This is a genomic window from Azospirillum cavernae, from assembly GCF_003590795.1.
Lineage (GTDB): Bacteria > Pseudomonadota > Alphaproteobacteria > Azospirillales > Azospirillaceae > Azospirillum > Azospirillum cavernae.
On the sequence record NZ_QYUL01000001.1, the window covers coordinates 532,504 to 544,150 of the forward strand.

Consider the following 11,647-nt stretch of genomic DNA (forward strand, 5'->3'; position numbering starts at 1 on the left):
GCGGCTTCCTCAGGCGGGATAGATCAGGCTGTTGGCGATCATCTCGCTGTCGAAGACGACGACCCGCTCCTTCAAGAGCAGGCGCCCGTCCTCTTCAACAAGGCGGTCGTGGCAGACGCCGCACAGCAGGATGGTGGGCTGCTGGTCGATCAAGGTTTGGACCATCAGCAGATTGTGGCGCGTCCGCACGCCGTCGCCGTCCGCCGTCACCCGCAAGGGGCCGGGGAACCGGCGGCAATAGCGCGGCGCGTACATCTGGGTGCGCAGCAGCCCGGTCACGCGGTCTTGCAACATCCCCCGGCTTTCCGCCTGGATGGTGCTCAGCGTGTGGCCTTGCTCGAAATTTTCGCGCGGGATCACGCGGTACAGGCAATCCTCGGTGAAGAGGTTCGGCCAGTCCTCCAGACGCACGTCGTCCAGAATGTCGTAATAGCCGTCGTAGAAGTCGCGGATTCGGGCGCGCGACAGCGGTTCGTCGTTGGGCATCGTCAAAGCGCTCATAGCCCCATCACCTCGCGCCAATAGCGGTACATGCCGCGAATCGCCGTTTCTGTGACCATGTGGTCGGTGGGCGCGATCTCGTGGCCGCCCATCGTCACCAGCGCCTCTTCGTCGGGGGAGGGGGTGAAGCCCTGCTGGCACATTTCGATCACCTCGCCATCGTCGGCGGACACGAAACCGGCGGGGCCGAACAGATTGGCCTGACGCTGGCGCCGCCGCTTCATCTCCGGCGCGTCGTCGGCGTAGCACCAGTGCGTCCAATGGAAATCAAAGCCGTTCGGCCCCTTGGGCACGATCTGGCGGGTGGTCAGCGAATTGACCTGCTGTTGCAGGATGACGCTGGGGAAGACGGTTATCATGCCGACCGTCTCGTCGCCGGGAAACTCGTTGACCACGTCGAGGATGCGCGGGTCGGCGAGCTTTAGGTCGCCCTGGAAATTGCGCATGTCGGCGGTGACGTCGTTCATCTCCTGCGCGCCCTTGCGGCTGATGAGGATGCCGTGGCGCCCGGTGTCGTCCATGTCCACCGCCGATTTTTGATCGGCGCGGAACAGCCCGAAGGTGACGAAGAACACATGCAGCAGACCCGCGTGGTAGGGGTCCTTGATGTTCTCCATCATCAGCTTCCAGTTGCCTGGAATGTGCTGACGGTTGTAGCCCAGAATCTCCAGCTTCCGACCGTCGTAGACGCGGGTGTAGTGCGCCCAGAATTTTTCGCCGAGATACTCCCGGAAGGGCGGCGTCTCCTCGGAAAAGGTGGCCCAGACCACGCCGTTGACCAGCTCGACCCGCAGGCGGCGCAGCCCGTGCTTGGACGGGTCGAAATCGGCGGGCATGCCGCCCTGGCGGCGCACGCCGCGCCGGAAGGGAACGCCCATCAACTCGCCGCGCAGGTTGTAGGCCCATTGGTGATAGGGGCAGAGCAGATCCTTGGTGTGGCCGGAGCGGGTCTGGCAGAACTTCACGCCGCGATGGGCGCAGCGGTTTTCCACCACGCTGATTTCATCCTCGGCGCTGCGCACCACAATCACCGGCTTTTCGCCGAGAATCGTCGTTTTGAAATCGCCGACCTTCGGGATTTCGGCCTCCAGGCCGCAATAGAGCCAATGGGGGCCGTACCAGACGCGCTCCAACTCCCGCCGGTAGACCGAGTCATCGGAATAGACCCAGTAGGGGATCTTGGACGCGCCGTCCGCGTCCCAGCGGCGATCAAGGCGGTCGTCGGGGAAAGGTCCAGTCGGATGCGGCGCGCCGTCCGTCGGCCTTTCCAGATGTGTGGTGTCCGGGGCCATCGTTCCTCCGCTCGTCTTTGCTGGCGTGTTTGCTGGCAATGCGTATTGCATATCGTGCGATGATTTGTATATTGCGCAAAGACGACGTCGCGTCAAGGGCGGATCATTCGCTCTCACGACAGTTCGTCAACAAAGGGTCTGACGGGAAAACCCCAGGCCCGCCGCACAGGAGGACAAGGGCGATGAGCGCAGGCGTGATCGTGGTGGGGGCTGGACAGGCGGGCGGGCGGGCCGCCCTGCTGCTGGCGGAACGCGGCTATTCCGGCCCGGTGACGGTGATCGGGGCGGAGGCGTCGCCGCCCTACGAACGCCCGCCCTTGTCCAAGGAGATGCTGGCCGACCCCAACCTTCCCCCGCCGCTTCTCGCCCCCATGGAAGCCTATGAGCGGCAGGGCGTCACGCTGCGTCTGGGCTGCCGGGTCACGGCCATCGACCGCGACGCGCGGCGCGTCATCCTCGACGACGGGGCGCTGCTGCCTTACGACCGGCTGATCCTGGCGACCGGCGGGCAACCCCGGCAGTTGCCCTTCGCGCTGGAACGTTTGCACGCGCTGCGCACCATCGACGACGTCCGCGCCATCGCGGCGCGGGCGGACGCGGGCGGCTCCGTCCTGGTGATCGGCGGCGGCGTGATCGGGCTGGAGGTGGCGGCGACCCTGCGCAAGCGCGGGCTGGCGGTCACGGTGCTGGAGGTCGGATCACGGGTGCTGGGCCGCAATTTTCCGGCCCCGGTCGCCCGTGTGATAGCCGAGCGTCATGTCGCCGAAGGGGTCGATCTGCGCACCGGCTTGCGCGTGCGAACCTTGACCGAGGATGCGGCGGGCGTCCACGCGACGCTGTCGGACGGGGCGACGATCACCGCCGATTTCGCGGTCGCGGGCATCGGCATCACGCCGGACACCGCGCTGGCCCAGGCTTGCGGGCTGGTGATCGACGACGGAATCCTGGTGGATTCCGACATGCGCAGCTCCGATCCCAGCGTTTTCGCCATCGGCGACATCGCGGCGCTCCCGGGGCCGGAGGGGCGGCCAACCCGTTGCGAAACCTGGCAGAACGCCAACGTCACCGCCGAACGCGCCGTCGCCGCCATTCTGGGCGAGAGCGTCCCACCCGGCGAGGCGAGCTGGTTCTGGACCGACCAATATGACCTGAACGTTCAACTGACCGGCGACACCGTGGATGGCCGCGTCGTCGAACAGCGGGCGAGCGTCGCCGACGGGCGCCTGTTTCTGGTGCTGAAGGGCGACCGGCTGATTGGCGCCGCCGCGATCAACGCCGGGCGCGACATGAGCGTCTGCCGCCGTCTGGTCGCCGCTGGCGCCCGTTTGCCGGACGCGATGACCGAGGCCGCCCTGTTCGACGCGCGCGCCGCGCGCGCCCTGCTCACGCCTGTTCCGGCCAGCGCCCGCCCAGTCGATGCGTGATCGCGCGGCAGGCGGCGATCAACCGCTCCCTCACCTGCGGGTCTTCGTCGGTTCGGAAGCTTTGCGAGGCGATCACCGACACGACCAGGAGCAATTGGCCTTGCAGGTTGAACACCGGCGCGGCGCAGGCCCGCAGACCCGGAATGGTGGTGCCGTCAACCCCGGCGCTCATCTCCCGCCGCGCCTGCTGGCGGATGGCGTCGATGTCGATTGGGCCGTCGGTGCGGTCGCGCGCCAGTTCGCGCTGGAGCGCATCGGACACGAAGCTTTCGTTCAGGAAGGACAGGAAGATTTTTCCCGTCGCCGATTGGATCAGGGGCAGGCGCGACCCGATGGTGAGCGTCGTGTAAATGGGCGGGGAGCCGGGATACCAGCGCACGACGGTCGGGCCAAGGTCGGCCCAGACCGCAAGCTGCACGGTGCGCCCGGTCGCCTCCACCAGCTCTTGCGCGACGCGGCTCGCCTGCTCGAACACGTCGAGCCGCGCCATGGCGGCAAGGCCCAATTGCAGCGCGCCGCTGTGCAGATCATAGAGCGCCGTCGCCGGATCCTGCCGCAGGAACCCGGTGTTGACGAAGCTGGCGAGGTAGCGGTGCGCCTGGCTGGGCGACAGATCGCTGGCCTTGGCGATTTCGGTCATCGAGCTGGGGCGACCGAGACGGACCAGCGCGTCCAGCACGCCCATGCCGATCTCCACCGATTGAATGCCCTTGCGCTTCGTCGCCTTGTCGCCCGCCGCCATGCCGCTCGCCTCTGTCCAATCCCCGGCGATCCAACCGCCGACAGGGGCGGCACCATAGCGCGGCGGGGCGGCGCTGCCCATCCCCCCGGCTGCCGCGACGACGGGATGCCGCACCCAAACCAAAGAACGAACGACAGGAGATCATCACGATGAAGGTTTACGGCTATTTCCGGTCGTCGGCGTCCTATCGGTTGAGGATCGCGCTCAACCTGAAGGGGCTGACCGCCGAACAGAGCTTCATCCATCTGCGCAAAAGGGAGCAGACGGCGCCCGACTATCTGGCCGTCAACCCGATGGGGCTGGTGCCGTCGCTGGTTGAGGGCGACCGGACTCTGACCCAGTCGCTCGCCATCATCGAGTATCTGGAGGAAACCCACCCCGACCCGGCGCTGTTGCCGCGCGATCCGCTCGACCGCGCCTGGGTGCGGTCCATCGCGCAGGCCATCGCCTGCGACATCCACCCGATCAACAATTTGCGGGTCTTGAATCACCTGCGCGACCAACTCGGCCTGGATGAGGGCGCGCGCAACGCCTGGTACGCCCATTGGGTGGCCGAGGGGTTTCGCGGGGTGGAAGCGATGCTGTCGGCCAGCCCGCGCCCCGGCGTCTTCTGCTTTGGCGAGACGCCAACCCTGGCCGACGTCTGCCTTGTTCCGCAGGTGATGAACGCCGAACGGCTGAACTGTCCGCTCGACGATTACCCCACCATCCGCCGCGTCGCGGCGGCGGCCCGCGCCTTGCCCGCCTTCCAGGCGGCGGAACCCGACCGTCAGCCCGACGCCGAATGACCCTGTCCAACACCGCTCAAACACACACCGGAGGAAAACCTGTCATGACCGAGTATCTGTTCGCCCCCGCCGCGATTCCCGCCGCCCCGATCCAGGGCGAGGCGACGCTCTTCCCGATCAACCGCATCTTCTGCGTCGGCCGCAATTACGAGGCCCACGCCCGCGAGATGGGCGTCGAAGTTGACCGTGAAGCGCCCTTTTACTTCACCAAAAGCTCCAGCGCCTATGTGCCATCGGGGGCCACGGTCGCCTATCCGCCCGCGACCGAGAATTATCATTACGAGATGGAGTTGGTCGTCGCCATCGGCAAACCAGCCTTCCGCATCGCGCGGGATCAGGCGTTGGACGTGGTCTATGGCTACGCCTGCGGCCTCGACATGACCCGGCGCGATCTGCAACTGGTCGCTCGCGCCAAGCAACGCCCGTGGGACATCGGCAAGGATTTTGAGGAATCGGCCATTCTGTCGGACATCGTCCCGGCGTCCGTCTGCGGGCATCCGTCCAGTGGCGCGCTGGAGCTGCGGGTCAATGGGCAAACCCGGCAGTCCACGGACCTTGATTTGTTGATCTGGTCGATCCCGGAGCTGATCGCCCATCTGTCCACGCTGTATCATCTGCAACCGGGCGACCTGATTTACACCGGCACGCCGGAGGGCGTTGGGGCCGTTCTGCCCGGCGACCGCGTCGAAGGCTCCATCGCCGCTGTCGGCTCCATCGCCTTGACCATCGGCGATCCGGCCTGAACCTGAGCGGCGCCCTCCAGACGACCAGCGCCCTTGGCCGGGCGGCGGATCTCTGGAGGGCGTCTCCTCAACAGGCGTGGCTCTTCGTGTGGAGCCGCCGCCGTCCCCAGCCCGCTTGATGATTCACCAAATCATGAATGTTCTCATGAAGGCTGTTGGGAGTTTTCATCAAACGATGACGCTGCGTCGCAGCGAAAAAGCTCCGCGTCGCAGCGTGTGGGTTTGTTCCGCCATTGAACATTATGGGAAATAACAGTTCTGCACAGCGATAATCATTAAACGCCCCGATCCGGCACGCCGCTTGCTCTTACCGGCGATGAGACGGGGAACGGGGCCAGCGCCCCTCCACCCCGGCCTGCGACGCCAGAGGGAGGATGATGCTGTGACGGGCGACGAGGAAAATTCCTGCTTTCTAAACGCGGCGGTTTGGACCGACCGCCTGTTTGACGGAACTTGGTTGTTGTCGGGCGGTGGAACGCGCGACGTTCACGAACCGGCGACCGGAGCCACGCTGACCCGCGTCGGGTTGGCCAACCCGCAAGACGTCGCGGCGGCGGCGAAAGCGGCGGCGGCGGCGCAACCCGCCTGGGCGGCGCTGCCCGCCCGCGACCGCGCCGCCGTGTTCCGTCGCGCGGCGGACGCGCTGGAGCGAAACGCCGAGGAGTTGGTCCGCTTCATCGTCCGGGAAACCGGCTCGATTCCCGGCAAGGGTCAGCATGAGGTGCGGGAGGCGATCACCATCCTGCACCGCGCGGCGGCGATGCCGCTGGAGGCGGTCGGCCAATTGCTGCCCGCCGCGCCCGGTCATTTGAGCATGGCGCGGCGCGTGCCGCATGGCGTGGTCGGCGTCATCTCGCCCTTCAATTTTCCGCTGATTCTGTCGTTGCGCGCGGTCGCTCCGGCGCTGGCCGCTGGCAACGCGGTGGTGCTGAAGCCCGACCCGCGCACGCCGGTGACGGGCGGCTTCATCATCGCCCGCGCCTTTGATGAGGCCGGATTGCCCAAGGGGGTTCTGCACGTCCTGCCCGGCGGGGCCGACGCGGGCGAGGCGCTGGTGACGGATCCGCACATCCGCATGATCGGCTTCACAGGATCGACCAACGTCGGGCGGCGCATCGGCGAGTTGGCCGGGCGCCATCTGAAGAAAACCGCCCTGGAGTTGGGCGGCAAAAGCGCGCTGATCGTTTTGGAGGACGCCGACCCGGAACGGGCGGCCAGCAACGTCGCCTGGGGCGCTTATCTGCATCAAGGACAGATCTGCATGGCCTCGGGCCGCATCCTGGTGCAGGAACGCATCGCGCCCGCGTTGATCGCGCGGCTGGTGGAAAAGGCCAGCCGCCTGCCGGTCGGCGATCCGGCGAGCGGGGCGGTGGCGCTTGGCCCGTTGATCGACGCGGGCCAGCGCGACCGCGTTCACGCCATCGTGCAGGACAGCGTCGCGGCGGGCGCCCGTCTGGAATCCGGCGGCACCTTCGAGGGGCTGTTCTACCGTCCGACCGTGCTGTCGGGCGTGCGCCCCGGCATGCGCGCCTTTGAGGAGGAGGTGTTCGGCCCGGTCGCCACCATCGCCACCTTCGGCGATGACGACGAGGCGGTCGCCCTGGCCAACCGCACCGATTACGGGCTGTCGGGCGCGGTGATCTCGCCCAACCTCGCCCGCGCCATGGCCATCGCCGAGCGGCTGAACACCGGCATGGTCCATGTCAACGACCAGACGGTGGCCGACGAATGCGTCAATCCCTTTGCCGGGCGTGGGGCGTCGGGCAATGGCGGCGCGGTCGGCGGTCCCGCCGATTGGGAGCAATTCACCCAATGGCGCTGGACGACCGTCAAGCCGACGCCCCCCGCCTATCCGTTTTGAGGAGGACCGGCATGCGCATTCAAGCCGCCGTCGCCCGCATTGCCAAAGGGCCGCTGTCGATTGAAAGTCTGGAGTTGGAGGAGCCGCGCGACGACGAAATTCTGGTCCGCGTCGTGGCGACCGGCGTGTGTCACACCGATCTGGTGGTGCGCGACGGCGTGCTGCCGACCCCGTTGCCCGTCGTGCTGGGCCATGAGGGCGCCGGCGTGGTCGAGCGCGTCGGGCGGGCCGTGACCAAGGTCAAGCCGGGGGATCCGGTGGTGATGACCTTCAACTCCTGCGGAAGCTGCCCAAGCTGCGCCGACCACGCGCACAGCTATTGCCACGAGTTCTTTCCCCGCAACTTCTTCGCCGCCCGCCCCGACGGCACCACGGCGTTGTCGCGCGACGGGGAGCGCGTCCACAGCCATTTCTTCGGCCAGTCCTCCTTCGCCAGCCACGCGATTTGCCGGGAGCGCAACGTCGTCAAGGTTCCCGCCGACGCGCCGTTGGAGCTTCTCGGGCCGTTGGCCTGCGGGGTGCAGACGGGGGCCGGGGCGGTGATGAACGCGCTGGCGGTGTCAGCGGGCCAATCCATCGCCGTGTTCGGCACGGGATCGGTCGGCCTGTCGGCGGTGATGGCGGCCCGCGTGGTCGGCGCGACCACCATCGTCGCGGTGGACACCAACGACGCCCGCCTCGCCTTCGCGCGGGAGGTCGGGGCGACCCACGCCTTCAACCCGAAGGAGGGCGGCGTCATCGAACGGATTCTGGCGCTGGGCGGGGCCGGGCTGAATCACGCGCTGGACACCACCGGACAGGCGGCGGTGATCCGCGACGCCATGGCCTGCTTGGCCCCGCGCGGTTGTTGCGGCGTGCTGGGCGCCTCGCCCATGGGCAGCGAGATCACGCTGGATCAGGTTCATTTCATGAGCGGCGGGCGGCGGTTGATCGGTATCGTCGAGGGGGACGCCAATTCCGACAGTTTCATCCCGACGTTGATTGAGCTGCAACGGCAGGGCCGCTTTCCGTTCGACCGGATGATCCGCGCCTACCCCTTCGCCGCCATCGAGGAGGCCATTCACGACATGGAGGCCGGGCGGACGATCAAGCCGGTTTTGATGATGTGATCCAACAGCCTTTCCACCGAATCCTCGCCGCTTGAGACCAAAGAAAAAGGGCCGCCACCCCACCAAGGCGGACCCAGCAACGCAACCATCAAGACAGGGAAACGCACTGCATGAAACGGCTTTTTCTTGCCGGGACGGCGCTGGTCGCCGTCACCGTTGGCCCGGCGCTGTCCGCGCGGGCTGAAAATTTCACCTTTGACGATTCCGATTTCAAGATCAGTTGGGACAACACGGTCAAATACAGCACGGCCTATCGCCTGAGCGACCCCAAGGCGTCGATGCTGACCGACACCAACCTTGACGACGGAAACCGCAACTTCAAGGCCGGTTTCACCTCCAACCGCGCCGACATCCTGTCGGAACTGACGGCGGGAACGCGCGATTATGGGTTTCGGGTCAGCGGCGCGGCGTGGTTCGACACGCTTTATCTGCGCGGCAACGACAATGATTCCCCCGCCACCGCGAACCCGACCAGCGTCGCCAACGACCGTTTCACCGGGGCGACGCGCACCGTCCATGGCCGCAACGTCGAGCTGATGGACGCCTTCGCCTATGGCAATGCCTCGCTGGACGACACGCGGTTGACGGGTCGGCTGGGGCGGCACTCGTTGATTTACGGCGAAAGCCTGTTTTTCGGCGCCAACGGCGTCGCCGCCGCCCAGCAGCCCATCGACCTCATCAAGCTGCTGAGCGTGCCGAGCACCCAGTTCAAGGAGGTGCTGTTGCCGGTCTGGCAGGCGTCGGGCACCGTGCAACTGCGTGAAAACCTGTCGGTCGGCGGCTATTACCAACTGCAATGGCGCAACACGCGCCTGCCCGCGTCGGGCAGCGCTTTCAGCACGGCGGATTTCGTCGGCGCCGGCGCGGAGCGGATCGTCGTCGGCGGCCCGGTCCTGCCCGGCGGCGGCCCGGCGGCCTTCTGGCGCGGCAAGGACATCAAGGCGCGCGACAGCGGCCAGTTCGGCGCGCAGGTGCGCTACACGCCCGAAGACACCGATTACGAGTTCGGTCTCTATTTCGCCCAGTATCACGACAAGACGCCGCAGCTCTATTTGGTTCCCAGCGCCAACCCGACCGCCGCGCAATTGCGCTCCGGCAACCTCGGCGAATTGCGCCATGTCTACCCCGAAGACGTCCGCACGGTCGGCGCCAGCCTCAGCACGGTGGTTGGCCGCGCCAACGTGGCGGGCGAAGTGTCCTATCGCTGGAACGCGCCGCTGGTCAGCGACCCGCAAACCGCGCTGCCGGGCGTGCTGGCCGACAACAAGGATCACCCGCTTTACGCCGTTGGCCGGACGCTGCACGCGCAAGCCTCGGCGATCTACGCCTTCACGCCGAACGACCTGTGGGACGGCGCGTCGGTCGCCGCTGAAATCGCGTGGAACACGCGGGTCGGCATCGACAAGAACCCGGCGGCGCTGGATCCCAACAGCACCCGCTCGGCGCTGGGCATCCGTGGCGTCTTCACGCCGACCTATTTCCAGATCGCCAACGGGCTGGACGTCAATGTTCCCATCGGTTTGGGCTACACGCCCTATGGCCGGTCCTCCGCTGTGGGCAATTTCAACGGCGGCGCGTCGCGCGGCGGCGACATCAGCGTCGGCGCTGACTTCACCTATCAATCGACGTGGAACTTCGGCATCAACGCCACCCACTATTTCGGCCCGGCGGGAGTCCTGCTGACCGCCGCCGATCCGACGGCGACGCCGGTGCAACGGCTGACCTTCAAGCAGACGATGAAGGGGCGCGATTTCGTCGGCGCCTATCTGAAGCGCTCGTTCTAAGACTGAATTCCAGGAGCATCTCCATGAAATTGACCACGGTTCTGGCTGCCGCTGGCGCGCTTCTCTGCGTCCAGACCGGCGCCGCGCTGGCCTTTGTCACCGCTGAAGAAGCGGCGAAGCTTGGCTCCTCCCTCACCCCGATGGGCGCGGAGCGGGCGGGCAACAAAGAGGGGACGATTCCCCGCTGGGAGGGTGGCTACACCAAGCCGCTGCCCGGCTACACGCCGGGCGCGCCGCGCCCCGACCCGTTCGCCGCCGACAAGCAGACCCTGTCGATCAGCGGCAAAAACGTTGGCCAATACGCTGAGAAGCTGAGCGACGGCACGCGCGCCTTGCTGGCGAAATACCCCGCCATGCGGCTGGACGTCTACCCGACCCGCCGCAGCGCCGCCGCGCCGCAATGGGTCTATGACAACACCGCCAAGAACGCGACCCGCGCGAAATTGAGCAGCGACGGCTTCGGCGTCGAGGGCGCTTATGGCGGGATTCCCTTCCCCATTCCGGCCAACGGCTATGAAGCGATCTGGAATCACCGGCTGGGTTGGCTGGGCGAGAGCGCGGAATATTCGCTCGGCACCTGGGTGGTGACGCCGGACGGCAACAAGGTGCAGCCCTCGGCGGGCGACGAGTATCTGCAATACCCCTATAATTACAAAGACGGCGATCTCGGCTCCTACAAGGGAATCTATCAGTACGGCAAATTCATCCAGAGCCGTCCGGCCTCGCGCGCGGGCGAAGCGATTTTGGTGCATGAGCCGTCCAGCGCCGAGAAGGCCCGCGCCATCTGGCAGTATCTGGTTGGTCAGCGCCGGGTGCGCCGCGCCCCGTCCGTCGCCTACGACACGCCCGATTTCGTGACCTCCGGCGTTGGTTTCTTCGACGAAGCCTTCATGATGTTCGGCCCGGTCGATCACCATGAATTCAAGCTGGTCGGCAAGAAGGAACTCTATGTTCCCTACAACAACAACCGCGCGGCGGCGGCGGATCCCGACAAGCTGCTGGGCGGCCAATTCCTCAACCCCGATCTGGTGCGCTGGGAGTTGCACCGCGTTTGGGTGGTTGACGCGACGCTGGCCGAGGGCAAGCGCCACGTCGTGCAGAAGCGCCGCTATTACCTGGACGAGGACAGTTGGCAGATCCTGATGTTCGACGGCTGGGACGCGCAAGGCCAGTTGTGGCGGCACAACTACACCCTGACCCTGCTGGCCCCGGACCTTCCGGCCCTGATCGGCACGGTGATGTGGGGCGGTTATGACCTGCGCACCGGCTCCTACTATCTGAACGCGGCGTCGAACGGTCTGCCGACCCAGTACAAGGCGGTCGCCCGGCGTCCCAACGAGGCGTTCAGCCCCGACGACCTCGCCGGACGCAGCGTCCAGTGACCCTGTCGGCTCCCGAATCTG

General features: G+C 66.6%; 10 protein-coding genes. 7 read left to right on the top strand and 3 right to left on the bottom strand.

Going from position 1 to position 11,647, the window contains the following annotated elements; all coding sequences use genetic code 11:
• Positions 1-9: 9 nt before the first annotated feature.
• Positions 10-501, bottom strand: coding sequence for an aromatic-ring-hydroxylating dioxygenase subunit beta (locus tag D3877_RS02545; RefSeq protein ID WP_119829192.1), 492 nt, complete (start codon positions 499-501; stop codon positions 10-12).
• Entirely contained in the window at positions 498-1,793 is a 1,296-nt protein-coding gene (locus D3877_RS02550) for an aromatic ring-hydroxylating dioxygenase subunit alpha (RefSeq protein WP_199720683.1), read from the bottom strand. Before D3877_RS02550 ends, D3877_RS02545 begins: the two co-directional genes overlap by 4 nt.
• Before the next feature lie 182 nt (positions 1,794-1,975).
• On the opposite strand from D3877_RS02550, the gene D3877_RS02555 reads away from it, so the two are divergent.
• Positions 1,976-3,217: an NAD(P)/FAD-dependent oxidoreductase gene (locus D3877_RS02555; protein ID WP_119829193.1), complete on the top strand. Its 1,242-nt coding sequence runs from the start codon at positions 1,976-1,978 to the stop codon at positions 3,215-3,217.
• Here the strand turns inward: D3877_RS02555 and D3877_RS02560 are convergent.
• Complete coding sequence (locus D3877_RS02560; protein WP_238474696.1) at positions 3,177-4,040, bottom strand: IclR family transcriptional regulator; 864 nt, start codon at positions 4,038-4,040, stop codon at positions 3,177-3,179. The genes D3877_RS02555 and D3877_RS02560 overlap by 41 nt on opposite strands.
• 68 nt (positions 4,041-4,108) lie before the next feature.
• On the opposite strand from D3877_RS02560, the gene maiA reads away from it, so the two are divergent.
• The 6 genes from maiA to D3877_RS02590 all read left to right on the top strand — a co-directional run bounded on the left by maiA (position 4,109) and on the right by D3877_RS02590 (position 11,626).
• Positions 4,109-4,747, top strand: coding sequence for a maleylacetoacetate isomerase (gene maiA, locus D3877_RS02565; RefSeq protein WP_119829194.1), 639 nt, complete (start codon positions 4,109-4,111; stop codon positions 4,745-4,747).
• 44 nt (positions 4,748-4,791) lie between these two features.
• Positions 4,792-5,490, top strand: coding sequence for a fumarylacetoacetate hydrolase family protein (locus D3877_RS02570; RefSeq protein ID WP_119829195.1), 699 nt, complete (start codon positions 4,792-4,794; stop codon positions 5,488-5,490).
• Positions 5,491-5,872: 382 nt separating this feature from the next.
• The gene (locus D3877_RS02575) at positions 5,873-7,351 is read left to right on the top strand and encodes a benzaldehyde dehydrogenase (RefSeq protein ID WP_238474697.1); all 1,479 of its coding nucleotides are present in this window, start codon (positions 5,873-5,875) and stop codon (positions 7,349-7,351) included.
• 11 nt (positions 7,352-7,362) lie between these two features.
• On the top strand, positions 7,363-8,460 hold the full coding sequence (locus D3877_RS02580) for an NAD(P)-dependent alcohol dehydrogenase (protein WP_119829197.1): 1,098 nt from the start codon (positions 7,363-7,365) through the stop codon (positions 8,458-8,460).
• A 110-nt stretch (positions 8,461-8,570) separates the two neighbouring features.
• Entirely contained in the window at positions 8,571-10,244 is a 1,674-nt protein-coding gene (locus tag D3877_RS02585; protein WP_119829198.1) for a DUF1302 domain-containing protein, read from the top strand.
• Between the two features lie 23 nt (positions 10,245-10,267).
• Positions 10,268-11,626: a DUF1329 domain-containing protein gene (locus D3877_RS02590; protein WP_119829199.1), complete on the top strand. Its 1,359-nt coding sequence runs from the start codon at positions 10,268-10,270 to the stop codon at positions 11,624-11,626.
• Positions 11,627-11,647 lie beyond the last annotated feature (21 nt).

Excerpts from the sequence above, each read along its gene's own strand:
- D3877_RS02545 (WP_119829192.1), bottom strand. The coding sequence starts at position 501 with ATGAGCGCTTTGACGATGCCCAACGACGAACCGCTGTCGCGCGCCCGA.
- D3877_RS02550 (WP_199720683.1), bottom strand. The coding sequence starts at position 1,793 with ATGGCCCCGGACACCACACATCTGGAAAGGCCGACGGACGGCGCGCCG.
- D3877_RS02555 (WP_119829193.1), top strand. The coding sequence starts at position 1,976 with ATGAGCGCAGGCGTGATCGTGGTGGGGGCTGGACAGGCGGGCGGGCGG.
- D3877_RS02560 (WP_238474696.1), bottom strand. The coding sequence starts at position 4,040 with ATGGGCAGCGCCGCCCCGCCGCGCTATGGTGCCGCCCCTGTCGGCGGT.
- maiA (WP_119829194.1), top strand. The coding sequence starts at position 4,109 with ATGAAGGTTTACGGCTATTTCCGGTCGTCGGCGTCCTATCGGTTGAGG.
- D3877_RS02570 (WP_119829195.1), top strand. The coding sequence starts at position 4,792 with ATGACCGAGTATCTGTTCGCCCCCGCCGCGATTCCCGCCGCCCCGATC.
- D3877_RS02580 (WP_119829197.1), top strand. The coding sequence starts at position 7,363 with ATGCGCATTCAAGCCGCCGTCGCCCGCATTGCCAAAGGGCCGCTGTCG.
- D3877_RS02585 (WP_119829198.1), top strand. The coding sequence starts at position 8,571 with ATGAAACGGCTTTTTCTTGCCGGGACGGCGCTGGTCGCCGTCACCGTT.
- D3877_RS02590 (WP_119829199.1), top strand. The coding sequence starts at position 10,268 with ATGAAATTGACCACGGTTCTGGCTGCCGCTGGCGCGCTTCTCTGCGTC.